The organism is Bowdeniella nasicola, from assembly GCF_001907295.1.
GTDB lineage: Bacteria > Actinomycetota > Actinomycetes > Actinomycetales > Actinomycetaceae > Bowdeniella > Bowdeniella nasicola.
The window spans coordinates 1-25,021 of record NZ_MQVR01000034.1 but is presented as its reverse complement, the minus strand read 5'-3'; the positions used below and the strand labels follow the sequence as shown (position 1 = coordinate 25,021).

The 25,021-nt window shown below is 63.8% G+C and carries 23 protein-coding genes, 1 other RNA gene and 1 pseudogene; 14 read left to right on the top strand and 11 right to left on the bottom strand.

The window, feature by feature from the left end:
- Positions 1-92: 92 nt before the first annotated feature.
- The 6 genes and pseudogenes from BSZ39_RS06955 to ssrA form a co-directional block, all read left to right on the top strand.
- Positions 93-530: pseudogene (locus BSZ39_RS06955) on the top strand (cell division ATP-binding protein FtsE); the annotation flags it as partial.
- Positions 531-532: 2 nt separating this feature from the next.
- A complete protein-coding gene (gene ftsX, locus BSZ39_RS06950; RefSeq protein ID WP_073716644.1) occupies positions 533-1,444 on the top strand; it encodes a permease-like cell division protein FtsX in 912 nt (303 codons plus the stop codon).
- Positions 1,445-1,448: 4 nt separating this feature from the next.
- A complete protein-coding gene (locus BSZ39_RS06945; RefSeq protein WP_073716643.1) occupies positions 1,449-2,804 on the top strand; it encodes a M23 family metallopeptidase in 1,356 nt (451 codons plus the stop codon).
- Between the two features lie 75 nt (positions 2,805-2,879).
- The gene (gene smpB, locus BSZ39_RS06940) at positions 2,880-3,410 is read left to right on the top strand and encodes an SsrA-binding protein SmpB (RefSeq protein ID WP_073716642.1); all 531 of its coding nucleotides are present in this window, start codon (positions 2,880-2,882) and stop codon (positions 3,408-3,410) included.
- Between the two features lie 32 nt (positions 3,411-3,442).
- Positions 3,443-5,239, top strand: coding sequence for a DUF2207 domain-containing protein (locus BSZ39_RS06935; protein WP_073716641.1), 1,797 nt, complete (start codon positions 3,443-3,445; stop codon positions 5,237-5,239).
- A gap of 82 nt (positions 5,240-5,321) precedes the next feature.
- Positions 5,322-5,691, top strand: a transfer-messenger RNA (tmRNA) gene (gene ssrA, locus BSZ39_RS06930).
- Positions 5,692-5,742: 51 nt separating this feature from the next.
- On the opposite strand, the gene BSZ39_RS13860 is transcribed toward ssrA, so the two are convergent.
- On the bottom strand, positions 5,743-6,069 hold the full coding sequence (locus tag BSZ39_RS13860; RefSeq protein WP_222842889.1) for a VOC family protein: 327 nt from the start codon (positions 6,067-6,069) through the stop codon (positions 5,743-5,745).
- Positions 6,070-6,335: 266 nt separating this feature from the next.
- Here BSZ39_RS13860 and BSZ39_RS14580 point away from each other — a divergent pair, with 266 nt between their 5' ends.
- Genes BSZ39_RS14580 through BSZ39_RS06910 form a run of 4 tightly spaced genes read left to right on the top strand, consistent with a single transcriptional unit; the run spans position 6,336 to position 8,848 of the window.
- Positions 6,336-6,671 carry a hypothetical protein gene (locus BSZ39_RS14580; protein ID WP_245792447.1) on the top strand — a complete coding sequence of 112 codons (336 nt, stop codon included), beginning with the start codon at positions 6,336-6,338 and terminating at the stop codon, positions 6,669-6,671.
- Complete coding sequence (locus BSZ39_RS15000; protein ID WP_425425674.1) at positions 6,647-6,763, top strand: CPBP family glutamic-type intramembrane protease; 117 nt, start codon at positions 6,647-6,649, stop codon at positions 6,761-6,763. The genes BSZ39_RS14580 and BSZ39_RS15000 overlap by 25 nt, the downstream gene beginning before the upstream one ends.
- A 6-nt stretch (positions 6,764-6,769) precedes the next feature.
- On the top strand, positions 6,770-7,927 hold the full coding sequence (locus tag BSZ39_RS06915) for a DUF418 domain-containing protein (RefSeq protein ID WP_073716639.1): 1,158 nt from the start codon (positions 6,770-6,772) through the stop codon (positions 7,925-7,927).
- Between the two features lie 9 nt (positions 7,928-7,936).
- Positions 7,937-8,848 (top strand): ATP-grasp domain-containing protein, encoded by a 912-nt coding sequence (locus BSZ39_RS06910; RefSeq protein ID WP_073716638.1) that lies wholly within the window; start codon positions 7,937-7,939, stop codon positions 8,846-8,848.
- Positions 8,849-8,852: 4 nt separating this feature from the next.
- On the opposite strand, the gene BSZ39_RS06905 is transcribed toward BSZ39_RS06910, so the two are convergent.
- On the bottom strand, positions 8,853-9,440 hold the full coding sequence (locus BSZ39_RS06905; RefSeq protein ID WP_073716637.1) for a TetR/AcrR family transcriptional regulator: 588 nt from the start codon (positions 9,438-9,440) through the stop codon (positions 8,853-8,855).
- A 73-nt stretch (positions 9,441-9,513) separates the two neighbouring features.
- On the opposite strand from BSZ39_RS06905, the gene BSZ39_RS06900 reads away from it, so the two are divergent.
- Positions 9,514-10,986: an MFS transporter gene (locus BSZ39_RS06900; RefSeq protein ID WP_073716636.1), complete on the top strand. Its 1,473-nt coding sequence runs from the start codon at positions 9,514-9,516 to the stop codon at positions 10,984-10,986.
- Here the strand turns inward: BSZ39_RS06900 and BSZ39_RS06895 are convergent.
- The 9 genes from BSZ39_RS06895 to BSZ39_RS06855 all read right to left on the bottom strand — a co-directional run bounded on the left by BSZ39_RS06895 (position 10,976) and on the right by BSZ39_RS06855 (position 21,816).
- Positions 10,976-12,859 (bottom strand): FAD-binding monooxygenase, encoded by a 1,884-nt coding sequence (locus BSZ39_RS06895; protein WP_073716635.1) that lies wholly within the window; start codon positions 12,857-12,859, stop codon positions 10,976-10,978. The genes BSZ39_RS06900 and BSZ39_RS06895 overlap by 11 nt on opposite strands.
- A gap of 41 nt (positions 12,860-12,900) precedes the next feature.
- Positions 12,901-13,569: a GntR family transcriptional regulator gene (locus tag BSZ39_RS06890; RefSeq protein WP_073716634.1), complete on the bottom strand. Its 669-nt coding sequence runs from the start codon at positions 13,567-13,569 to the stop codon at positions 12,901-12,903.
- Positions 13,570-13,588: 19 nt separating this feature from the next.
- Entirely contained in the window at positions 13,589-14,977 is a 1,389-nt protein-coding gene (locus BSZ39_RS06885) for a TRAP transporter large permease (protein WP_073716633.1), read from the bottom strand.
- Positions 14,974-15,552: a TRAP transporter small permease gene (locus BSZ39_RS06880; RefSeq protein WP_073716632.1), complete on the bottom strand. Its 579-nt coding sequence runs from the start codon at positions 15,550-15,552 to the stop codon at positions 14,974-14,976. Before BSZ39_RS06880 ends, BSZ39_RS06885 begins: the two co-directional genes overlap by 4 nt.
- 68 nt (positions 15,553-15,620) lie before the next feature.
- The gene (gene dctP, locus BSZ39_RS06875) at positions 15,621-16,784 is read right to left on the bottom strand and encodes a TRAP transporter substrate-binding protein DctP (RefSeq protein WP_073716631.1); all 1,164 of its coding nucleotides are present in this window, start codon (positions 16,782-16,784) and stop codon (positions 15,621-15,623) included.
- 24 nt (positions 16,785-16,808) lie between these two features.
- Positions 16,809-17,873, bottom strand: a complete 1,065-nt coding sequence (hpaD, locus tag BSZ39_RS06870; protein WP_083603010.1) for a 3,4-dihydroxyphenylacetate 2,3-dioxygenase — start codon at positions 17,871-17,873, stop codon at positions 16,809-16,811.
- 17 nt (positions 17,874-17,890) lie between these two features.
- Entirely contained in the window at positions 17,891-19,426 is a 1,536-nt protein-coding gene (gene hpaE, locus BSZ39_RS06865) for a 5-carboxymethyl-2-hydroxymuconate semialdehyde dehydrogenase (RefSeq protein ID WP_073716629.1), read from the bottom strand.
- 8 nt (positions 19,427-19,434) lie between these two features.
- Positions 19,435-20,355, bottom strand: a complete 921-nt coding sequence (gene dapA / locus BSZ39_RS06860) for a 4-hydroxy-tetrahydrodipicolinate synthase (RefSeq protein WP_073716628.1) — start codon at positions 20,353-20,355, stop codon at positions 19,435-19,437.
- A 12-nt stretch (positions 20,356-20,367) separates the two neighbouring features.
- Positions 20,368-21,816, bottom strand: a complete 1,449-nt coding sequence (locus BSZ39_RS06855) for a fumarylacetoacetate hydrolase family protein (RefSeq protein ID WP_073716627.1) — start codon at positions 21,814-21,816, stop codon at positions 20,368-20,370.
- A 276-nt stretch (positions 21,817-22,092) separates the two neighbouring features.
- On the opposite strand from BSZ39_RS06855, the gene BSZ39_RS06845 reads away from it, so the two are divergent.
- The 3 genes from BSZ39_RS06845 to BSZ39_RS06835 all read left to right on the top strand — a co-directional run bounded on the left by BSZ39_RS06845 (position 22,093) and on the right by BSZ39_RS06835 (position 24,883).
- Positions 22,093-23,598, top strand: coding sequence for an NAD-dependent succinate-semialdehyde dehydrogenase (locus BSZ39_RS06845; protein ID WP_073716625.1), 1,506 nt, complete (start codon positions 22,093-22,095; stop codon positions 23,596-23,598).
- Positions 23,599-23,608: 10 nt separating this feature from the next.
- A complete protein-coding gene (locus BSZ39_RS06840; RefSeq protein ID WP_073716624.1) occupies positions 23,609-24,331 on the top strand; it encodes a B3/B4 domain-containing protein in 723 nt (240 codons plus the stop codon).
- 222 nt (positions 24,332-24,553) lie between these two features.
- Positions 24,554-24,883, top strand: a complete 330-nt coding sequence (locus BSZ39_RS06835) for a hypothetical protein (RefSeq protein WP_187343234.1) — start codon at positions 24,554-24,556, stop codon at positions 24,881-24,883.
- Positions 24,884-25,021 lie beyond the last annotated feature (138 nt).

Sequence of the window (25,021 nt, the reverse complement as noted above, 5' to 3'; positions counted from 1 at the left end):
CACGACCATGACCGATACCGACACGCCCGCACTAGCAAGCTAAAACCCCAAACGAGAGGAAAACGCCGTTACACCACTACAAGGGACTTGACCTATTTCAGGACTTCCGACTGCTGCAAGACAAGACCGTCTTCGACAACGTCGCCATCGCGCTGCAGGTTATCGGCAAGCCGCGTCACCAGGTCCAGACCTACGTTCCGCAGGTCCTCAAGATGGTCGGGCTCGAAGGCAAAGAACGCCGCCTCCCGACGGAACTCTCCGGCGGTGAAGCCCAGCGCGTCGCAATCGCCCGAGCCTTCGTGAACCGGCCGCAGGTACTGCTGGCCGACGAGCCGACGGGAAACCTCGACCCAGAAAACTCCATCGGAATTATGAGCGTGCTCGACCAGATCAACCGCCAGGGAACCACGGTCGTCATGGCGACCCACAACGACGCGATCGTTGACCAGATGCGCAAGCGCGTCATCGAACTCGTCGACGGTGTGCTCGTTCGCGACCAGTCGCGCGGCGTCTACGGGGCGGGGCGATAACCATGCGATTGCGGTTCATTCTTTCCCAGATCGGCAAGGGCCTACGCTCCCATGTCGCAATGACGATCTCGGTCATCCTCGTCACCTTCATCTCACTCACCTTCGTTGGTGTCGCCTACCTAATCCAAAGTCAGGTCGGCAAGCTCAAGGGGGAATGGTACGACAAGGTCGAGGTCGCCGTCTTCATGTGTGCGGAAGGTGATACCTCCCCCAACTGCGCCCACAAGGAAGCCACCGACGAACAAATCAAGGAAGTTGGCGCACTCTTAGAGTCGGCAAACCTCAAACCGTTCGTCCAGCAGGTCTATTTCGAGACCAAACAAGAGGCCTACGACAACGCGAAGAAGGTCCTCGACTCCTCCTGGGTCGAACAGCTGACCCCCGAGCAAATGCCGGTGTCCTACCGCATCAAGCTCACGGACCCGACCCAATACGAGGTCATCTCCGATGAGCTCACGGGCCGTCCGGGCGTGGAAAGCGTGGTCGACCAGCGCGAAGTCCTCGAGCCGCTCTTTAAGCTCCTCGATCGCGCGACCCTCACCTCCATCGGTCTGGGCGGTGTCATGATCATCGCGGCAGCCCTCCTCATCACCACGACGATCCGACTGTCTGCGATGAGTCGCCGCCGCGAAACCGAGATCATGCGTTACGTCGGAGCCTCAACGCTGTTCATCCAACTGCCCTTCATGATCGAAGGCGCGATCGCCGCCCTCATCGGTGCCGCGCTATCCGTCGCTGGCCTGTGGGCCGGGGTGCGCTTCCTTGTCGAAGGCTGGCTCGCCCGAGGCTCGTCCGCGATGAACACGATCTCGACGACGGACGTCTGGCTCGCCGCTCCCTGGCTGATCCTGCTCGCCCTCGTCCTTGCCCTCATTTCCTCGATGATTACCCTCTCCCGCTACACAAAGGTGTAACCCTATGCTTGCCCGACGACTCGCCGCCGCCGTGCTCACGGCTGGCCTCACCCTGTCCGGCGTCGTCATCGCGATTGATACGACGCCAGCCGCGGCGGACAGCAAGGACGATCTCATTCGGCAGCGCGAAGAGCGGGCACGCAAACGCGAGCAGATCCAAAGCGAGCTTGAGGGCATCGACTCCTCACTCTCGACGCTTTACCTCCAGCTCGAAGAGACCAAGAGCCAACTGGCGTTCGCCCAGACGGTACTCGCCCAGGCCGAAGAACAGCTCGCTGGCGCACAGCGCAAGCAGGAACACATCGCTGGCCGCCTCGTCGCCGCTGAAGGCGAGCGGGACCGCATCAGCGACGATATCGAGGAAACTAACGCCCAGATCGAAGGCAACAAGGGCGCGCTCGCCGAGGTTGTGCGCACGTCCTACCGCTCGGGCGGCGCGAACCTCGGTTCCCTGTCCGACCTGTACGAGATCGGCGTCGGGGAGGACAGCGTGCAGGCGCTTGCCGCCCGCAACGCCGCCGTGCGATCCCAAACGCGCGTGCTCGACCAGTTGGCTCAGCTGAACGCGAAGAACCGCAACGCTAATGCGCGCCAGGAAGCGGTGACCGAACTCATCACCGACCTGAAGGCCCAGGCTGACCAGGCGGTCGCTGACGCCAATGCGGCACGCGACGCTAAGGAAGCCAAGACCGTCGAGATCAGCGAGCTCCAGACGAACCAGACGGCACTCGCGGGAGACCTCGAGTCGAAGAAGGAACAGGCGATCGCGAACCGCGCCGCCAACGATGCGGCCGACAACGAGCTAAAGAACCAGATCGCGCAGATCGTCGCGGAGGAAAAGCGTCGGGCCGAAGAAGAACGCAAGAAGGCCAAGCCGCGTCCTGGCCCGGGCCCGGGTAAGCCGGCCCCCAACCCGCAGAACCCGAAGCCGAAGCCGGGTCCGAGCGCGGGCCTCATCCCGCCGGTGCCGCGTCCGCTGCAGGTGACGAGCCCGTATGGCTACCGCGTCTACCCGATCACGGGCGGCTGGTTTATGCACAACGGCGTCGACCTACGCTCCGCGTGCGGTAACCCCCAGGTCTCCTCGGCCGGTGGCGTCGTGACCGCGACGAAGCCTGCGCGTGGCAACGGCACGCACGGCAACCAGGTGATCATCAACCACGGCCTCATCGGCGGCGTGTCGTATGTGACCGTCTACAACCACCTGTCGGGCTTTGCCGTCCGGCCGGGCCAGTCGGTCTCCCAGGGCCAGGTCATCGGCTACACCGGTGCGACAGGTAAGGTCACCGGCTGCCACGTCCACTTCGAGGTGTGGAAGAACGGCGCCACGATCAACCCGATGAGCCTCCCCGGGTTCTAAATCAATTCCCTCCCATGCGGTCATTCCCCTTAGGCTAGGGGAGTACTTATCCCGTTGGTACGCGAAAGGATCACGGTGGCCGGCAAGAAGGGCTCGGACAAGAAGAGCCAGAAACTCACGCCTGAACAGCGGGCAAAAGCGGAAGCTGATGCCAAGAAGTCGGTCGCACGCAACCGTAAAGCGTTCCACGACTACCACATCGATGACCGCTATGAGGCGGGCATTGCCCTGTCGGGCACCGAGGTGAAGGCGCTGCGCATGGGGCGCGCCTCCCTCGTCGATGGCTGGGTCGAGATCGACGGTGGCCAAGCGTGGCTGCAGGGCATCCACATCCCCGAATACGCTCAGGGCACGTGGACGAATCATGCCCCGCGGCGCAAGCGCCGGCTCTTGCTGCACAAGAACGAGATCCTGAAGCTAGGCCAAAAGACCCGAGAAAAGGGCTACACGATCGTCCCGCTCGAGTTGTACTTCATCAAAGGGCGCGCCAAGGTGGAAATTGCGCTCGCCCGCGGTAAACAGGAATGGGATAAGCGGCAGGCGCTGCGTGAGAAGCAAGACGCTCGCGAAGCGCAGCGAGCCATGAGTTTGCGCGTCAATCGGTAACGACGCGGAACAAAGACAGGGGAGGAAAAGTCGTGCTTGAACGGTTGAAACCTACGCGGATCGGCGCGCTCGTCGCCGCCATCCTGGTAGCTTTCCTAGCGGTCGTCGCCCCCGCACAGGCCGATGACGATCAAGCCGATATCTCCAGCATGCTCATCACGGGCGCACTGCAGAGCGATGGTTCGCTGAAGCTGCAGATGAAACTCACGATGGAGTTCGACGGCCAGCACGGACCGTACCTCGTCTTCGGTCAGGACACCGAGCTCGACGAGGACCCCAATCACTATCAGCACGTCGAGCTCAAGATCGACGGCGTGCAGTCGTCCACCGGCGCTCCCGCGGGCTACCAAACCGAGAACGAAGATCGCGCAACGATCGTCAAAATCGGTGACGAGGGCCAGACCATCGACGGCACGCACGAGTACACGATCGACTACCGTCTCACCGGCATCGTGCGTCCGGCAGGCAGCTACGACGGGGCGCCCAACAAGGACGTCGTCGACTGGCGAGCGATCGCCCCGGGCGGTTTCGAAGTCCCGATCCCGGTCTTCCGCGCCGATATCGACCTGACCGCAAAGCCCGAAGCCGTCGTCTGTTATGCGGGCAGCGCGAACTCGACGGACGTGTGCAACAGCTTCCAGATGAATGGCACCGTCGCAGAAATGCCGGCCTTCCTGTCAGCTAAAGAGGGCATCCGGCTAATTGCCGAGTTCCCTGCCGGTACATTTCCCGACGCGAAGCTCGAGCTCGCTAAGCGCCCTACCTGGTCTAATGTCTGGGGACTTACACCCATCACGGGCGGCGGGAGCGCTCTCGCCCTCGCCGGCGGACTCGCCGGAATCCTGGCCTACGCTCGCAAGCAGCGCCGAGATGAGCGCTATCTTGACCTGCCTCCCGGCGTCGCCGCCATATCGGGAGCTCAGCCCAAGGGCCGTGTTCCTACACCCGAGATCCCGGTCTCGTTCACACCACTGACACAGCCCGCCGGCATGCTCGGCACGCTGACCGATGGCAGCGCGGACGAGCCAGATGTCGTCGCAACGACGCTTGATCTCGCACGCCGGGGTTTCATCTCAATTGAGAAGCGGGAACGAAAGAACAAGGACGATGACTACGTCCTTCACCGTCTCGAGCCTGAAAGCGGCGGTGCGGAGTTGAAGGACTTCGAAAAGACGTTCCTCGACACGGTATTCGATAGTGACAGCAGTGTTCGGATCTCGAAGGTGGGGGAGGAGTTAGCGTCGGCTTCCGGCACCCTCAAGAGCGACCTTGATGCTGCCGTTGTTGAGGCTGGCTGGTACCGGACCTCGCCCACGCTAGCGCGTGGCGTCTGGGGAGCGATCGGTGCCGTCCTTTTCGTGCTAGGCGTCGTGTGGATCCCCCTGTCGCTGTGGTTTCATTGGCCGATGCTGATCGCGATCGTGTTTCTGGTCCTCGGGCTTGCCGTACTGCTGAACTCCGATGCAGCTCCGGTGCGGACCGCCGAGGGGTCTGTCATCAACGATCAGCTTGAGGGATTCAAGAAGTACGTCATGGCAGCTGAGGCCGGACAGCTCACCGTGAGCGAAGCTGCGGGCTACTACGAGCCCCTCCTGCCGCTCGCTGTCGCGCTCGGACTCGAAACCGAGTGGGAAAACGCGTGCCGTAAGGCGATGATCGCGACCGGTAGCGACCTCACCATGCCTTACTGGTACCTACCTGGCATGACCGCTCACAGCTTCAGCTCCGCGATCTCGGATGCGATGTCGTCCTCGATTTCTGCTGTCTCGTCCTCCAGCGGCGGTGGTGTCAGCGGTGGCGGCGGTTCGATGGGCGGCGGCTCCTGGTAGGTGAGGGAATAAACTCGCCACGCATGCGGTTGACCTCGTATGATGGAACTCCGCTACGCGCGGGTTGTTTGACAACTACATAGGGGATGATCGGTTTCGACGGTGACCCTGTTCCAGGGGAAGCGGGTCGAGGATGTGCAGTTATCTCGTTAACGCCCTGCACAAACCAATAGGTGCCGAATCTAAGAGCACCGACTTCGCCCTCGCTGCCTAAGCGAGCCTAAAGAAGTCCGTCAGCCTGGGGATGCTCTCGCCCCAGATCCTGGCGTCGCTTTGAGAGCCACTGCTCCATAGTTGCGTTACCCGACTATGGGGGACTCTTAGGTAACTGAGCCCGTCGGCAGCTTGTCCGTGTGACTGCCGGGGCCGAGAAAGTCAGCAGCGGACTGCACCCGGAGAATCCTTGTTTCACGTGTCATCGGACGCGGGTTCGATTCCCGCCATCTCCACGAAAAAGCCCGGAACCATCGCGTTTCCGGGCTTTTTGCTGCCTGCTTACGACTTTAGGAGCCACGCGTGATGCCGCAGGCGCTGGCAGTTCGGGTGAGGACACAAAACTCATTGCCCTCCGGATCGGCCAGGACTGCCCAGCCCTGGTCTCGGTTGCGAAGATCGTTGACCATGCTCGCGCCGAGTCCGAGCAACCTTTCGACCTCGGCGTCGCGGTCCGTATCGACGGGGCGTAGACAGACGTGTGCGCTATTCTTCACGGTCTTGGCCTCGGGAACTCGCAAGAACACCATCTCGCGGCCAAGCGGGCCAGCAAGCCAGGCTTCGTCCTCGTTCCACTCGTTCGCGTCCTCGCCGATGGAATAGTCATCGACGGCCACCGCCTACCAACGGGCGAGCGCTTGCGGATCGGAGCAGTCGAAACAGTAGTTCGCGGTTCGTGCCACCATGGCGTGATTTTTCCACGTCTGACATAAGGACGCTGGACGGAAGTTTTCTCGCCGGTGAAGTGGAGCCGATCGTGAGGCATTTCCGCCGACTGGATGACGTGGGAGACTCGGCGCGCGGCCTACGCTGGAGATGTGAACATAATCTCTGAAAAAACTCAGACGCGCCGAACGCGGCGCCAGTGTGGCTCATTGCTGTCTTGACCATCGCAGGTAGCTTCGCGTGGTTCTTGACGTCTCTCGCGTTGAAGCCGTACGCGGCTGGAAACTATATCGATATTGGTCGTCAGCTTGAGCCGATGCTGCTGCGCGGTGCGCTGCCGATGGCACTTGTAGGAGCGATCGCGGTGATTGCACTCGCCGCAACGGGGCGACTCCGTCGCGTGTGGACTGACCCCAACGATGTCCCGCCTGCCACCCGCTGGATGCGCCTGATCATCATCATTCCCATCGTCATAACGATCGCCGGACTGATCCGTCGTGTCGTCCAGTTCGGTTCGGGCAGGTCCTTATCCAGTTCGTCATCACGTCGCTGACCGGTGTCATCGACTATGCGGTTCGCCGTGTTACCGGCAAACTCTGGCCTGCGATGGCGTTGCACGCGGGCTGGGATTTGGCAGTACTATAGTGCGGCATGAGCAACCAATCGGCTGAGCAGTCGGGCTCTCGCAACCGAATTGCCGGCCTAGACGTCGCACGTGGGCTCGCGCTCTTCGGGATCGCTGGCAACCACCTCATGGGGGCGAACACCACCGCCTCCTGGCTCATTACGCGGATCATGGCCGACTTTCATGCGGTCGCGTTCGCGTTCCTCATCGGCAGTGGTGTGCAACTCGAATACGACGCCGCCAAGCGCCGCGGACAATCGTCCTGGCCGTCCGTCCTCATTCGGGCAGCGTTCCTCGTCATTGTCGGTGCGATCGTTGGTTGGTGGGCGACCCGGGTCGCCGTCATCCTCGTGACCCTCGGCCTCCTCACGGTGGTCGCGCGCGTCGTTGTGGGGCTGGCGACCTGGGCCCTCGCCTCGCTGACAGGCCTCATCTTCCTGGTCGGCCCGTTGCTGACCTCCGGCAACGTGGCCTTCAGGTGGAGCGGGACGCTCTACAATCCCGACCTCACCGATGCGTTTCGGCCCGAGGCGTACCTGTCGTTCTTCGTGGCCGAGCCCTATCCGTTTGTCACGTGGACGTTCTATGCGCTGGTAGGCATGCTCTATGTCCGCCTGGTGCTGAAGAAGCCTCGGCTGTACTGGCTGACGACGTGTCTCGCGATCGGTGGCGCAGCCATCGCGCTCGCCATCGACGCGGCCACGCGGCCGCGTGAGACCGCGTTCATCGACGGTCTATTGACCTGGGAGGCGTACTCCGGCAGCTACGTCAACGTCGTGAGCTCAGCGCTGGTCGTCATCGCTGGCGTCACACTGTGCTGCATCCTGGCCGAAGGGGCGCCCGGGCACATGCGCAGCCTCGTCACGGTGCTGACCGCGGTCGGGCAGCTCACGCTCACGTGGTACGTCGTGCACATCCTCATCTCGGACCGGATCATGGCCTACCTCGAGCATCTGCCGCCGCATCTGGTTTACCTCGATATCGGGATCTGGGTCGCGCAGATGATTGGCTTCACGCTGCTCAGTGCGCTCTATAAGGGCCACTTCCGATACGGCCCGCTGGAGGCTATTCCGCGGCAGATCGTGAAAAGGTTTTCCCGCCTTCGCGAGGCGAGAATGCGGGGAGCGCCTCGAGCGTTCCGACTGTCGCGCCATCGAAAGACTAGGCACCGAAAAACACGGTAGCCTAGGGGCGTGTCGAAGCCAACAGTAACCCTGGTAACCGGGCGGGAGCTGCCCGAACTGAGCGAAGACGATCAGGTTCTGCCCCCACTGTTAGAAGCCCGCGGGGTCGAAGTCCAGATCGCGTGTTGGGATGATCCCGAGGTCGCTTGGGATGATGCTGGACTGTGCATTATCCGCACCGTCCCGGACTATGCTCCCCGCCGCAAAGAGTTTTTCGAGTGGGCGCACAGCGTCCCGAAGCTGCTGAACAATCCGACGATTCTTGAATGGAACTCGGATAAGCATTACCTCCAGGAGCTGACGGCCCGCGGGCTGCCGACGATCGAGACCACCTGGCTCGAGGTCGAGCAGGATCTAAGCAAGCATCAGGTGCACACGCGGTTCCCCGCCGGCGGTGACTTCGTCGTCAAGCCTGCCGTCTCGTCGGGTAAGCACTCGACCGGACGTTACACGGCCCGCGAAGCCTACTCGCGCATGGCGGCGATCCAGCACGCGATGCAGATCCTAGAAAACGGTCACGCGGCGATGGTCCAGCGCTACCTGGAGTCGATGGAAAAGCGCGGCGAGATCTCGCTGATCTTCTTCAACGGCCTGCTCTCGCACGCGGTCGAGAAGGATACGATCCTCGATTCGCCGACCGGTCCGCGCCCGGAGGTGCACCGCAACCGTGCTCACGCCCACGCCATCACGCAGGGGGAGCGGACCCGCGGCGAGGATGTGCGCGCGGCGCTGCACGCCTCCATTAAGGACCTGATCGGCCGCGACGAGCAGCTGATCTACTGCCGGATCGATATGGTCGCGGGCGATGACGATCTCGAGATTCTCGAGGTGTCGCTCTTCGACTGCAACCTTTACCTGACCTCCGACCCGAAGGCGGCTGAGGCGTTCGCGGATGCGATCGCCATGCGCGCGTTCTGGTAGGTCGTTACCGAAGCGAGTCAAGGTGCGCAGCAATGCTGCGCACCGCTTGCGTATTGAAGGCTTGATCGTCGCGGATCAGCATGTGTAGCGCGAGCCCGTCGATGAGCGCGTGCAGGTTCGTCGTCTCGACGGCCATGTCGATGTCGCTGCGCACTAGTCCCGCGGCGGCAAGGTGCTGCAGCATGACGTGGCAGCCGTCCCGGAGCCCTTCATAGGCAAGATCCCGTTCCCGGCGCACGAGTGCGTCCGATGCTGCGCCCGCGATGAGGGCGACGTTGACGTCCATCTCGGCGCGTCGCTCTTCATCGAGGGGGAGGAGCTCGCTGACCATCGCCAAAACCATCGTTCGGGTATCCGCCTCACCGACGTGTGCGGCGAGGCGGGAGCGCACTCGGACTTCCACGAGGTTCATGGCGTGGGCGAGCAATTCGGATTTCGTGGGAAAGATGTGCCTGAGGGACCCCGTTGACAGGCCGGCTTCAGCGGCGACCGTGCGGATCGAGACGCCGGAGATCCCCTCGCGCATGATGACGCGCCAAGTCGCTTCGGCAAGCTCTTCCTGGCGCTTATCGTGATCGATAAGTTTCGGCACAAGCCGATTTTGACACGACTGTGTTAGCATCACCTTTTGTTAGCCCGACCGTGCTACTTCAAAGGGGCCTTCAATGGCGGCACCCGAACCCACGTCCGTCCTGAAGCGAGAGAAGAGAACGCTCGATAGCGCGACGCTGACCTCCGGTGCGGAACAGGTCATCGGCTTCGTCCTGCCCTTGTTTGCTGGCGCCGTACTTGGGCTATCGGCCTTTCAGGCCGGCGCGCTGCTCGCCGCGACCCAATTCATCGCTTTCGCACTGCGGCCGCTCGCTGGCTCGATCGTGGATCGCCACGATCGCACGGTCATCGCGGCGCTCGGCTCGCTCGGATTTGCTGCGGCGTGTGGCCTTTTTGCGACCGCAACGGGATTCGCGCTCGCGCTCGTAGCCTCGCTCGTGACGGGCGCAGCGGGCGCGTTCCTGTGGGTCGCGATCAGAGCCATCATCGGGGAGCGGCTCACCGAAGACTCCTCGGTATTTGCCAAGCTCGTTGCCGCCGAAGAAACCGGCGGCTGGCTGATCCTCGTGCCGGCCATCGTCTTGCTCAGCATGACCAACTACCGCATCGTCTTTGGTGGGCTCGCGCTCGCCTGTGTCCTCGCCGCGGCGCTCCTCGTACCGGGAAAGCCCGCCGTGTCGCGCCCAGCGCCAAGCGACGCATCCTCCGATCTCACATTCCGTGGAGTGGGGACAAAACTCCGGCCCATGCTGCTGGCCGTCGTCCTCACGATGACGGCGGAGGCAGCGATCGGGCTGCTCCTGCTGCTCCACCTCCAGCGCGGTTTCGGCCTCGAGGTCATCGAGGTCGCCTACGTATTCCTGCCGGGCGCGATCGCGATGAGCATACTGCCCACCTACCTACACCGCGTCGTCGTGAAGGTGGGGCGGCGCCAGGTCCTCATGGTCGCGTCGATCATGAGCGCCATGTTTGCCGTGGGGCTCGCGTTCGCCCCGAACCCGATGTGGATCGCCGGGATGTGGATCCTGTCAGCCGTTGCGTGGTCGGCGATCATGCCGCTGCAACAGGCCGTCATCGCCGAGGCTGTTGGCCAGGCACACCTTGGCCGCGGGCTCTCTCTGTACGAGGCGGCGACCCTGGCGGGCGCGTTCGTCGGATCGCTCGCGGCCGGACTCCTGTACGAGACAGGAACCTGGGTGATCGCCTGCCTCGTGTGCGCCGCCATCATCGCCGCGGGAGCTGCCCTCGTACCGGCCGCCGTCGGCAAACTCGGGGTCGCGAACTATCCGGCTCCCGCGGCCGAGCCGCCAAGCCGTGAGCGTCGCAGCGAGCCAGTTCCGAAGCCGCCCAAGACCCGCGAGAAGATCGTCCGTGATCTCATCGCCCACGCACTCTTATACGGCATCGGCGTGCTCATCGGCTGGAGCATCATCGACGATTTCTCGCTTTCGATGCTCTCCCCGGTTTCCCTGAGCACCGAGTGGCCTCACTGGGGCGTGTGGGCCCTGCGGGTCTGGACGATCATCCTCATCATCGACCTGCTCTGGAGTGGCTACGAATACCTGCGGGCAGCGACTAGACCGTGAAGATCGGGCGGAAGAATTCCGCCAGACCCTCGGTCGCGTCGACGGGCAGGACGTGCGCAACGTACTGATCGGGACGCACGATGACGATCGCGCCATCGCGACTGATGTCTCGACCGGCAAAGATGTCGTCGTCATCGTTCGTCGCGAAGATCTGGTCCTGATCAATGAGGTCGAACGGTCCGTGCGTCGCTTTGAAGGCCTTCGGGACCTTCGTGATGTCGACGTCGGTGTAGTGCTGCTGGTAGATCACCTTGACGTCGAACAGCGAGTTTCGATCCGCACCCTCAGGCGTATGGGCCAGCACCGGGGAGGCCGGATCGCTTGCGAGGAAGTCGGCGAGTGTTTCGACCTTCGAGGCCTCGCCAGCAGCGGGAGAATCCGCGAAGACATAGATCCGCCAGCGACCATCGGCGCGGTGCAGGTGTCCCAGGTGGACGGGGTTTGAATCGGAGACTCGCGCGACGCCAAAGGACTTGAAGCGTTTGCCGATGGGGAAGCCCCCTGCGAGGTCCTGATGCGTCGCCTCGCCGATGATCATCGAGGGCTTGTACTGCGTCATGAACCCGGCGGGGAACTCGGCCGTGCGGACGTAGTATTCCTCGAGCGCCGACGGGCTCTCGAGTTCCTCGGGCTTCGCGGCCATCATCGAGGACCATTCGCGGTCGAAGTCGATGAGGTTTTGGGCGATCTCTTGGCGCTCGGCCGTGTACGTCGACAGCAGGGAGGCGGGGGACAGGCCCTGGACGACCTGGCGGATCTTCCACGCGAGGTTGAAGCCGTCCTGCATCGAGACGTTCATGCCCTGGCCGGCCTTCGCGCTGTGCGTATGGCACGCATCGCCCGCGATGAACACGTGCGGCATCCGCTGCCCGGCCTGCTCGACAGGGACGTCATCGAACCGGTCGGTGACGCGGTGCCCGACCTCGTAGACCGACCACCACGCGACGTCCTTTACGTCGAGGGAGTACGGCGAGATGATCTCGTTCGCCTTGGCGATGATCGTCTCGAGCGGGGTCTGGCGGACCTGGTGGTTATCGTTTTCGGAGACTTCGCCGAGGTCGACGTACATGCGGAACAGGTGGCCGCCCTCGCGCGGGATATGGAGGATCGAACCCGCCTTGGACTGGATCGCGCACTTGATGCGGATATCGGGGAAGTCTGTGACCGCGAGGACGTCCATCACGCCCCACGCGTGGTAGGACACGCTGCCGACGTGCTGTGCGCCGATCGAGTCGCGGACCTTCGAGCGTGCGCCGTCGGCGCCGAGCACGTACTTCGCGCGCACGACGCGTTCGGTGCCGGCATCGTCGCCCGCGGTCTTTACGAGTGTGACCGCGACGGGGTAGTCGCCCTCGGACTCGACGGTGAGCTCCTTAAACTCCCAGCCCCAGTTCGGGGTGAGCCGCGCGGGCCCGTTCGCGGCGTATTCGGCGTAGTAGTCGAGGACGCGCGCCTGGTTCACGATGAGGTGAGGGAACTCGGAGATCCCGTGCTCGTCATCGGGCGTGCGCGCGGTGCGGATGATGTGGTGCGGGTTTTCGGGATCCGGCTTCCAAAAGCACATCTCGGTGATCCGGTAAGCCTCGGACGTGATGCGGTCGGCGAAGCCGAAGGCCTGGAACGTCTCGACGCTGCGGGCCTGGATGCCGTCGGCCTGACCGATGACGAGGCGGCCGTCGCGGCGCTCGACAAGGAAGGTCGAGATATCGCCGAACTGCGCGAGCTGCGCAGCCGTGATCATGCCGGCGGGACCAGCGCCGACGATGAGGATATCCATCGTGTCGGGTAGGTCGGCGGGCCGATCGAGACCGATCCCGGAGGCGGGAAGGACACGGGGATCTCCCGAGACGTATCCGTGATGATGGAACTGCACTGTGATCTCCTCACTGCTGTGTGGGGTGGAAAAGGTCGGGATTAGGATGCGGGGCGGGACTGCATGAACTGGTTGAGCGCGCGCAGCTTGTGCTGCCGGGCGGCGTGTTCGACCTCCTCTGCTCCCGCGCCGGAACGGATGAGAGTGACGATGTGGTCGTGCTCGTGGACCGAGGTCAGTGAGCGGGCGGGCTCGAAAGCGAACGTGTTGCGGCGGATGACCGCGACGCGCTCCCATTCCCGATCGAGGATCTCGGTCAAGTACTGGTTGGGACAGGCCGCGCACAGCTGCTGATGGAAACGCTGGTTCAGATCCGTAAAGAGCCTCGGGTCGAAGTTGCCTTCGGCGAGCATCCGCATCTGGTTATTGGTCGCGCTCGCCTGCTCTAACTGGTCGCGCGTGATCCGAGCGGCCGCAAGTGCGGTGCCGGCGCCCTCCAAGACGGCGAGCGTCTGCATTGCATCGGCGTAGTCGTGCACGTCAATGGAGGCGACTTCGGCGCCGACGTTCGGGGTGAACGTGACGAGTTTTTCCGCCTCCAGGCGGCGGATCGCTTCGCGGACGGGCACGGTGGAGACACCGAGTTCGGTCGCGATCTTACCGAGCACAATCCGATAGCCGGGAGTGAAGCGGCCGCTAATGATGCGGTCGCGCAGGTCGCGATAGACGATTTCGGATTTGGACAGCGTCGCGTCGGACAACTCGTGCATAGGCGTGACCTTTCGTGTCCTAGAACGAGACTAGGGAGGGCAGCCACAAGGAGAGCTGCGGAACAAAGAACAGGATGACCACGAGGATGAGCTCGACGACCACGAACGGCAGGACGCCCTTGAAGATCTCGGTGACGCGCACGCCGGAGGCACCGGCGACGACGAAACAGTTGATCCCGACAGGGGGCGTGACCATGCCGATTTCGATGAGTTTGACGATGAGGATCGCGAGCCAGATGCCGTCGAAACCGAGTTCGGTGGCGACGGGGTAGAGGAGCGGAACCGTGATGACGAGGATGGAGATCGACTCCAGCGCCATCCCGAGGGGGATGAGGGCGAGGAGCAGCAGCCCCATCGTCACGTGCGGGTTCCAGCCCGCGGAGATCACGGCCTCGGTCAGCATGTGCGGGACGCGGGCGGCGACGAAGAAGACGGACAAGATGGCCGAGCCGACGATGATGGCGAACACCATCGAGGTCGTGCCCGCGGTTTCTTTCAGCGCCTCGGTTAGCGCGTTGACGGTGGCTTTGAAGCCTTCCTTGTACATCTCCGCAATGAGCATGATCGCGGCGGCGAGCGCACCGATCGCGGCGGATTCCGTCGGGGTGAAGATTCCCGAGTACATGCCGCCAAGGACGATGAAGAACAGGATGCCGACGCGTACGACGCCGCGGATCGGCAGGTCACGCCAGCGCGTCTCGTTCTCAGCGGGCGGCGCGGGCGCGGCCTGCGCCGGGGCCGCGCCGCCACCGCCAGCGGCGACGAGGGCGCCTTCGAGTTCGCGGCTTTGTACCTTTGTGCGCGACGAGCGCGACGCGATGATGATGTACAGCGAGTAGGCGAGGGCGGACAGGATGCCGGGGATGATGCCGGCCGCGAGGACCTTCGCGACCGATTCGCGGGTCATGATCGCATAGAGCACCAAGATGACCGACGGTGGGATGAGAACGCCGAGCGTGCCCGCGACGGCGACGGTCGCCGTCGCCATGGAGGTGTGGTATCCGTGCTTTTGCATCTCGCCGACCGACAGGCGCGACATCGTCGCGGCCGTACCGATGGATGAACCCGAGACGGCGGCGAAGCCGGCGCATGCCATGACGGTGGCGACACCGAGACCGCCGGGGAAGTTCCGAAATGCGTGCGCGGCGACCTTGTAGACCTGTTCTGCGATGCGCGCCTTGACCGCGAACATGCCCATGAGGATGAACATCGGGATGATCGTGAGCGAGAACGTCGCGGTCTCCGCGAACGGCACCGAGCCGAGCGTGCGCGTGGCGAACGCGTCGCCGCGCAGGGCAAACAGGCCGAGCGCGCCGGACAGACCGAGCGCGAACGCGACGGGCATCCGCAGCGCCAGCATGACGAGCATGACGATGATGACGAGAATGACGAGAGTCGTGACGGTCATGACTCATCCCCTTCCGCGGTCTTGGCGCTCTCGGTCGAGCCGGTGACGTACTCGTAGGGGTGCTGTGGTGCATCCGTCATGGGTTCGTCGACGCCGAGGACCTCCTTGCCGCGTGCCGTCCGCACGAGGTTCACGAGCGAGACGAGCAGCATCGCCGCGAGCCCGACGACGATGATCCAGCGGGCGGGCCAGATCGGCCAGGAGACGAGTCCCATGCGAGTTTCGCGGGCGCCGAATGCGGCGGTAGCTCGCACGAACGTGGCATACGTGATCCAGCCGAGGAACACGCTCGACAGCCCCCACGCGACGGTGAGCACCCAGCGGGTGACGCGAGCGGGTAGGCGCTCGGTGAGTAGGTCAACGGCGATGTGGGAGTTCGTGGCGCCGGTATAGGCCAGGCCGAGGAAGACGGCGGTGACGAGCGCAGTTTCGGAGATTTCCAGGACGCCAGGCACCGAGCGGTTGTACAGGGCGCGGAAGACGACGTCGATGGCAATGGCGATCATCATGACGAGCGTCGCGAGGGTCGCCATGATGCCGAGTGCGGAGGCGAGGATTCGAATGAATCGCTCCATGGGCCCGCTCCTTTCGTATCGAGCTCGGGTAGGTGGTGGTGGGGGCGTGCCGCCCCCACCGGGTGCGATTACCGGTTAGCGAAGCGTTCGATGCACTTGTTAATCGGGTCCTCGACGAGGTCGGGCTTGGCCGCGGCCGCCTTGTAGGCCGCCTGGTAGTCCGCGAGGAACTTGTCGGGATCGGCGAGACCATCGGAGGCTGCCTGCTGCTTCCACTGGGCGATCAGGTCATCGAGGACCTGGTCCTTCCACTTGGCCGTCTCCGCCTCGTCCCACTTGGTGAAGGATTTGACGCCCTCGAAGTTGTACAGGGTGTCGCACTGGCTTTCGGTCGCCTTGTTGAACGCCTTCATGCCCTCGCCACCGATGAGGTCGGCCTGGACCTCATCGACGATCTTCTTCAGGTCATCGGGCAGGCCCTGGTACTTCTCCTGGTTCATCCACATCGCGAACGTCGTGTAGACGCCGGCGCCCGGCATCGACCAGTCGAACAGCTGCTCCATGAGCTTGTAGTCGACGGGGCCGTCCATCGTCCAGGACACAGCGTCGGCGAGGCCGCGCTCGATACCCTCGTAGGTTTCGTTGGCGGGCAGGGCGATGACGTTCGCACCGGCCATCTCGAACGCCTTTTGCAGGTAGGCGCCGGTGACGCGCACGCGCTTGCCGGACAGGTCGGCAACGCTCGTGATCGGTTCCTTACCACCGACGATGACGAGGCCCGGATGCCAGGCGGCGACGAGGTGGATGCCGGACTTCTCCCAGGCTGCCTTGGCGTCCTCGTTTTCCGAGTTCACCTGAGCGATGGCCTCCATGAACGCCTGCGAGTTATCGGCCATGAAGGGGATCGTTGCAATCGACATCGTCGGGAAGAGCTGCGGAGTGTAATCCGAGATCGAGATGCCGATATCGGCGCGGCCGTCGCGGACGCACTCGGCGACCTCGGCGGGCTTACAAATCGAATCCGGCTCGGTGCGCTTGACCTTAATTCGGCCCTTGGAACGCTCCTCGATCTGGTCGAGGAACCAGTTCTGCACGGGCGCATTGGGGGTATGGGGCTGGACCATCGTCACCATATTGAGTTCGACGGACTCGCCGCCGGCAGCGACAGTTGAGTCGCCACCGGTGGTCGGATCATTGCCGCCGTCGGTGACGATGCCGCCACCGCCGCACGCGGCGAGGGTCAGGGCTGCGCCGGCGAGCGCAGCGAGCAGGGGATAGCGGGTCGTTTTCATGAGGGGGCTCCCTTCTGTGGGGGCTTAGACCTGGTGGCCCAGCTTGAATCCTTCGTCGGTGTCGTCCTTGCGGGTGTAGGAGAACCCGTCGGCCCCGATCGTGACCTCCATTTCGGAGGACTCTTCACGTTCGATGACGGGCTGGGGATTGCCGTCCAGGTCCATAACCAGGGAGGCTTCGGTGTACCAGGAGGGGACCACAGCGTGTCCCCACCAGTCGCGGCGCTGATTGTCGTGGACATCCCACGTGACGACCGGGTTGTCCGGGTCGCCGGTGTAGTAGTCCTGGGTGTAGATCTCCACGCGGTGGCCGTCGGGGTCACGCAGGTAGAGGTAGAAGGCGTTAGAGACGCCGTGGCGGCCGGGGCCGCGTTCGATCAGATCGGATTTGCGCAGGGCTCCGAGCTTGTCGCAGATGTACAAGATGTTGTGCTTTTCGTGCGTCGAGAAGGCAACGTGGTGCATGCGCGGGCCGTTACCTCCAGTCAGGGCCGTGTCGTGCACGGTGTGCTTGCGGCAGAACCACGCCGCATACGTCGTGCCTTCCGCGTCCTTGATGTCCTCGGTGCGCTTGAAGCCGAGCGCCTCGAGGTAGCTCGCACCGCGCTCGACGTCGGGGTAGACCTGGTTGAAGTGGTCGAGGCGGACCAGCGCGCCGGGGCCCTGCTGCTCATAGGCCCAGGCGAGGCGCTCGACGTGGTCGGTTTCGTAGAAAAACTCGTAGGGGAAACCGAGCGGGTCCACGACGCGCACCGCATTGCGCACGCCGCGAGTGAAGTCGCCGCGACGGGTCTCGCAGCCGAGCTCGCGATAGTAGGCCTCGGCCTTATCGACGTCGGCTTGGGAGCGGACGCGAAAGGAGAAGGCGGCAACACCGGCGGTCTCGGCCTTGCGCAGCACGAGGTTGTGGTGGATGAACTCCTCGAAGGAGCGTAGGTAGATCGCCTCGTCGTCCTCTTCGGTCACGACGAGACCGAGGATGTCGACGTAGAACTCGCGGGAGGCCGCAAGGTCGGTGACGAGCAGTTCCATATAGGCGCAGCGCAGGACATCGGGAGCCGGCGCGCTCGGGGTGGGGATCGCACTCATGGTCTCTCCTGGTGGTATCAGCAGCCCGGGCCCGCAAGGCCCGGATCGGTGTCGGAATAGCCGGTGGCGCCAAAGCGCGTCGTGTGGACATCACCGAGGGTGACGTGGATGGCCTGCTGTGTGGAGTAGAACTCCAGCGAGCGATAGCCGCCCTCCTGACCGAGGCCGGAGCCCTTGACTCCGCCGAATGGCGTGCGCAGGTCGCGGACGTTGTGGGAGTTGATCCACACCATGCCGGATTCGATCTGGTGCGCGACGTTATGCGCCTTTGTGATGTCGTTCGTCCACACGTAGGCGGCGAGGCCGTACTTGACATCGTTAGCGAGGTCGATCGCTTCCTCGACGGTGTCGAACGGCGTGATGGCGACGACGGGGCCGAAGATCTCTTCTTGGAAGATGCGGGCATCGCGTGGCACGTCGGCAAAGACGGTCGCTTCCAGGTAGTTGCCGACGGGCAGGTGGTCGGGGCGCTTACCGCCCGCGACGAGGCGGCCCTCGGACTTGCCGACCTCGACGTAGTTCATGACGCGCTCGTAGTGTTCGGGGTGTACGAGCGCCGCGATCTCGCTCGTCGGGTCCGACGGCGGGCCGACGACGACCTTCTTCGCGCGCTCGGCGTACGCGTCGACGAACTTGTCGTAGATGGAGCGCTCGACGAGCAGGCGCGAGGAGGCGGTGCAGCGCTCGCCGTTGAGGGAGAAGACGCCAAACAGGGTGGAGTCGAGGGCAGCTTCGAAGTCGGCGTCGGCGAAGATGATCGCCGGGGACTTGCCGCCGAGTTCCATCGACATGGCCTTCATCGTCGGCGCGCAGTTGCCGAAGATGATCTGGCCGGTCGTGGTCTCGCCGGTGAACGAGATGAGGTTGACGTCCTCGTGCTTGACCAGGGCATCGCCCGCGGTTTCGCCGAAGCCGTGCACGATGTTGAACACGCCCGTCGGCAGGCCCGCGTTTTCGAAGATCTCGACCCACAGTTCGGCCGACAGCGGCGTGAACTCGGCGGGCTTGAGGACGACGGTGCATCCGGAGGCGAGGGCCGGGGCGAGCTTCCAGGACTCCTGCATGAACGGCGTATTCCACGGCGTGATGAGGCCGGCGACGCCCTTGGGCTTGCGGTTGACGTAATTCATCTGCCGGCCGGGCATCCTAAACGCGTCGTCGATCTGGGCGACGATGAGGTCGGCGAAGAACCGGAAGTTTTCCGCCGCGCGCATCGCCTGGCCCTTGGCCTGGCGGATCGGTAGGCCCGAGTCGAAGGATTCGCGTGCCGCGAGTTCCTCATTCTTGGCCTGCACCTCGTCCGCGATGCGGTTGAGGATGCGGGCGCGCTCGCGTGGCATCATGGTCGGCCACGGGCCGGAATCGAAGGCTTCGCGGGCGGCGGCGACGGCCTTGTCGACGTCGGCCTTGTCGCCGGAGGCGCACTTAATGTAGACCTCGTTCGTCGTCGGGTCGAGGACGTCGAAGGTCTCGCCGGAGACGGAGTCGGTGAGCTTTCCGCCGATGTAGTGGCGGAGCTGATCGGGCAGATCGGTGGGCTTTGCGTCGTTCATTTGCGTCCTTACACGTTGACGTCGGTCAGGAAATCGGCGGCCTGGTCGGCGAGCGCGCGCACCTTCGCCTGGCCGTCTTCGGTCAGGTTGATCAGCGGCGGGCGCACGTTCGGCGAGGAGATCAGGCCGCGCTCGGCCATGAGCCACTTGGCGGGGGCGGGGTTGGTTTCGGCAAAGAGCAGGTCGACGAGCGGGTGCACGCCGTAGTGGAGCTCGCGGGCGCCCTCCATATCGCCTTCGACGGCGAACTTGTACGTATCGGCGACGGCCTTCGGGGCAATGTTGGAAAGGGCGGAGATGAAGCCGATCCCGCCGAGGCTCAGCAGCGGCAGGCACAGCAGTTCGATGCCGGACCACATGAGGAGGTCCTTGCCACAGTGGAACATCGTGCGCGAGAAGTGCTCGAAGTCCTTCGTCGTTTCCTTGATCCCGACGATATTGTCGAAGTCGCGGTACAGGCGGGCGAAGGTTTCGGGCGCCAGCTCGACGGCGGTGCGCGAAGGCACGTTATAGGCGATCAGCGGCAGGTCAGGGAATTCCTTCGCAACCGCACCATACCACTGGTAGAGCGCCTCTTGGGTGGGGCGGGAGTAGTAGGGGGTGATGATGAGGGCCGCGTCGACGCCGATGTCCTTGGCCTTCGCTGTGAGTTCGAGGGTGTCGGCAAGGCTGGCCGAGCCCGTGCCCGGCACGAATGACATGCCAGTATCGCCGATCGCGTCCTTGATCGTCTCCAGGGCCGCGACGCGCTCGGCGAGCGACAGGGAGCTCGGCTCGCCGGTCGAGCCGCCGAACGAGATGCCCGCAGAGCCGTTGGCGTGCTGCCAGGAAACCATGCGGCGCAGCGAGTCGTGGTCGACCTCGCCGAAGTCGGTAAAGGGGGTAAAGAGCGGAGCGATCGATCCGCTGAGCTTTTCTCGCAATGTCATTGCGGGTCCTTCCTAGTTCTGGTTCGCGCGCCACGCGTCGTAGCGTTCGCGCCACGAGCCGGACAGGGGGTACAGGCCGTCGACGGAGTGTCCTTCGGCGACCATCTGGGTGATGAATTCTTCTTCCGCCTCCTGCTCTTCGGCGGCCGCAAGGACCTCTACGAGTAGGGCGGGCGGGATGACAAGGGGGCCGTCGTCATCGGCGACGATGACGTCCCCGACCCGCACGAGCGCGCCGCCGCAGGCGATGTCGACGTCGGTCTCCCACGGGATGTGGCGACGCCCGAGCACGGCGGGGTGGTGGGAGGTGGCGAAGACGGGCATGCCGAGTTTGGCGACGAGCGTGTAGTCGCGCACACAGCCGTCGGTGATGATGCCGGCCGCGCCGCGCGTCTTTGCGCGCAGGGCGAGGATGTCGCCGAGGGTTCCGGCATCGGCGACGCCGCGGGCGTCCATGACGAGGACTTCGCCCTCGTTCACGGAGTCGATCGCGCGTTTTTGGGCGTTATAGCCGCCGCCGCGGGCCGCGAATTCGTCCTTGCGGTAGGGCAGGTAGCGCAGCGTGCGGGCGCGGCCGATGAGCTTCGTGCCGGGAATGAGCGGGTGCACGCCGTCGATGGAGACCTCGTTGTAGCCGCGCTTGCGCAGCTGGGCCGACAGCGTCGCGACCGCGACGTTCTCCAAGCGCTTCCGCAGCTCATCGGTGAGGACGAACTCGACTTCGCTGGCCACGTCCGTGCCCCACGCGTCGGCGCGCTGCTTGTCGTCGACCTTCGGGGGATTGCCGACGTCGGCAAGGGCCGGGCCTTCCGTCACGGTCGTGGTAAGGCGGCCGGAGGTATGCGACGGATCGCGCAGGTCGAAGACCTCGACCTCGATGCGTTGACCGGGCTGGGCGACCGAGGCACCCGCGGGGGTGCCGGTGAGGATGACGTCGCCGCGCTTTAAGGTCATGAAGCGCGACAGGTCGGCGATCATCTCAGCGAAGCTGAAGAGCATGCCTGCAGACGAGTCGTCCTGGACTAGGTCACCATCGAGCCAGGTGCGCACGCCGATCGCATCGGGGGAGAGGTCCCGTGCGTCCAAGAGTGTCTCGCCGATCGGGGTGTAGCCGTCGCCGCCCTTGGAGCGGACGTTGGAGCCCTTGTCGGCGTAGCGCAGATCGTGCAGGCCGAGGTCGTTGGAGGCGGTCACCCAGCCGACATGCGACCACGCCTGCTCGATCGAGACGTTGCGGGCATCATCGCTGATGACGATCGCGATCTCGCCCTCGAAACCGAGGAGCTCTGTGCCTGCCGGTCGGGCGATCTCGCCCGAGGGGCACAGCGACGAGGACGTCTTCAAGAAGTAGGAGGGGTGCGCGGGGGTGCGGCCCCGCTGCGCGGCGCGCGAGCGGTAACTCAAATGCACGGCAATGACCTTGCCGGGAGTGAATCCGAGGGTCGAGGTAAGGACGTCCACAAGGGCTCCAATCGAGATATCTACGAAGTCGTATACGATCGTGTTCCCCAAACTATGACGTGTGATCTACGTCCCGTCAAGAGGCAGTTTTGCCCTGGAACACGGGAAAGACAATCTTGGCAACTCGGCGCAAGTGTGTGATGCTGGTCGCAATGCCATCCGGCCAGAGCGTGCGTAACGGCGTAGACTGGAGTGAGAAGTCGGCGATTTCCATCATGATCTCGGAAGTCATATACGATTTCCGGAACGCCGATCGATCGACCATCGGAGGTCCTCATGTCGTCATCGCAGGCCGATACCGCACGCCAGACGCTCATCGATGAGGCGCTCGCCTACGTCCCACGCCAGCTCTTCATCAACGGCGCGTGGCGCGATGCCGCAGGCGGAAAGACCTTCGACGTGCTCAACCCCGCGACAGGTGAAGTCCTTGCGCAGGTCGCTGACGCTGCCCCCGAAGACGGCATCGCGGCGCTGACTGCGGCCAGCGAAGCCCAGGACGAATGGGCCGCGGCCGCTCCGCGCAAGCGCAGTGAACTGATCCGCGCCGCCTTCGACCGCGTCGTCGAGCTCAAGGATGTGTTCGCCACGCTCATGACGCTCGAGATGGGCAAGCCGCTGACAGAGGCCTACGGCGAAGTCACCTACGGGGCCGAATTCTTGCGGTGGTTTTCCGAAGAAGCCGTCCGCATCAACGGCCGCTACACGCCATCCCCGGAGGGTAATCTGCGCATCCTGACGCTCAAGCGTCCGGTCGGCCCGGCTCTGTTCATCACGCCCTGGAACTTCCCGCTCGCGATGGCGACGCGCAAAATCGCGCCGGCGCTCGCGGCCGGGTGCACAACGATCCTCAAACCGGCCCACCTGACGCCGCTCACGTCGCTCGCCTTCGTCAAGGTATGTGAGGAGGTCGGGATTCCGGCCGGGGTCGTGAACGTCATCCCGGCGTCGCAAGCGCGGCCCTTGACCGGCCCGATCATCCAGGACCGCCGGCTGCGCAAGCTGTCGTTCACGGGTTCGACGCCCGTTGGAATGGCTCTCATGAAGGAGTGTGCCGACAACGTCGTTCGCACCTCGATGGAACTTGGCGGCTCAGCGCCATTTATCGTCTTTGAGGACGCTGACCTAGACAAGGCTGTGGAAGCTGCGCATGCCACAAAACTGCGGAACATGGGGGAGGCATGCAATGCTGCCAACCGGTTTTATGTGCACTCGTCGATCGCCGATGAGTTCTCCCAGCGCCTTGCCACGAGGTTTAAAGAGCTCACCGTTGGAGACGGTATGGAAGAGGAAACCGATATCGGTCCGATCGTCTCTGACGAGCAGCGTGATTCGATCGCCGAGATGGTCGACAAGGCCCGCAGCGAAGGTGCTGAGGTCCTGACCGGAGGCGAAAAGAGCGATGGTGCGGGATTCTTCTACCCGCCGACCGTCGTGACGAACCTGAAAGCCACGGCCGAGCTCGTGACGGACGAGATCTTTGGCCCCGTCGCCCCGATCGTGCCCTTTGAGACCGAGGACGAAGTGGTCGGCTACTGCAATGACTCGATGTTCGGGCTGGCAGGCTATCTGCACACCGGATCCATCGACCGTGCGCTCCGACTGGCTGAGCGGCTAGAGGTGGGAATGCTCGGCATCAATTCCGGAACCATCTCGAATGCGGCCGCACCCTTCGGCGGGGTCAAGCACTCTGGGGTCGGGCGTGAGGGTGGATTCGAAGGCATCGAAGAGTACTTAGAAGTGATGTACCTCGGGTTCGAAGACCCATTCGCGAGCGAGAAATAGGAGTGTGCCGGTGAGTGCCAGGGAGCTAACCGCGCAAGAATTCCTCGACGGAGCCTTCGTCGCTAACGACGTATTCGATCTTCGTCCGGACTACCGCGTCCTGCTTATCGTTGTCGAAGGCATTAAGGGCTCACCGAGCAACGATGCCTCCGAGAAGCTGCTCGTCCAGGCCGAGGCGTCCGCTGTGCAGTTGCTGTCGGGAACGGCCGTTCAGGACTTGCCGCATATCGCCAGTTGGCGGGAGGCCTACCGTGCCTTCGGGGCGAAACCGCAGCGCACTCGAAACTCGCTGGAAGCGCTGACCCGCCGAGCGGAAAAGGGCCTGCCGCGGATCAACGCACTGACCGATATCTACAACGCGATATCGGTCCTGCACCAGGTGCCCATCGGGGGAGAGGACTTCGACCAGTACCGAGGCTCGCCACAGTTGGTGCGGGCACGCGGCGATGAGAACTTCGACGCCGTCGCAAGCGGCGAGGTCGTCATGGAACATCCCGAGGTAGGCGAAGTGGTGTGGCGTGACGACGAGGGCGTCACGTGCCGACGCTGGAACTGGCGGCAAGGCCGTCGCACCGGATTGAGCGATGAGACAAGCACGGCGTATTTCATCTTCGACTGCTTAGATCCGATGACCAATGAGGAGCTCACAGCCGCCGGAGACGCGCTGATTGCGGCGCTGGGCGAAATGGATAGTGATCTCACCACCACGTCGCGCCTCATCACTCGGGACTAACCGCGAGCGGTCGAATCAGTCGACGACAGCCGCAATTCCTTCGGAAAAAACGTTGCCCCCGACTCGAAAAGCCGGGGGCAATGGTAACTGGGGTGCCTGAGTAGTACGTTCGGCAACTCGGCCCCCAAGACAAAAACCCTGGTCAACCGCTTGAATCGCGGGGTCTACGAGGTATCTCGACGCCCCCAGGATACCGCTCCGAAGGATGATCGTGGTCCTGTTGTGAGGACTGTCGAGACGGCTCAAACTTTTCTCACCGCCTCAGAGGTTGACGCGCTTGTCGGCGACTATCTGGCCGGGATGAGCGTCAAGGCGCTCGCTGAGAGGTACGGCATCCACCGCGCAACGGTGTTCTCCCGCTTGCGCCGCCGCAACGTGCCGAACCGCCGACCGGGGCTGGGCATCGACGAGAAGGCAGAGGCAGTGCGCCTCGCCCGAGCACGTGTCTCGATGCGCGCCGTCGGCCGTCGGATGGGCGTGGACCGCAAAGCCGTATGCGCAGCACTGGTCGAGGCGGGACTCATTGCGGATGAGTCCGCCAGCAGTTCGTAGCGCCACTCTGGGCGCTGATGGCGCAGAGGGTTTCGGCGGACATCAGGTCAAGTCCCTTGTAGTGGTGTAACGGCGTTTTCCTCTCGTTTGGGGTTTTAGCTTGCTAGTGCGGGCGTGTCGGTATCGGTCATGGTCGTG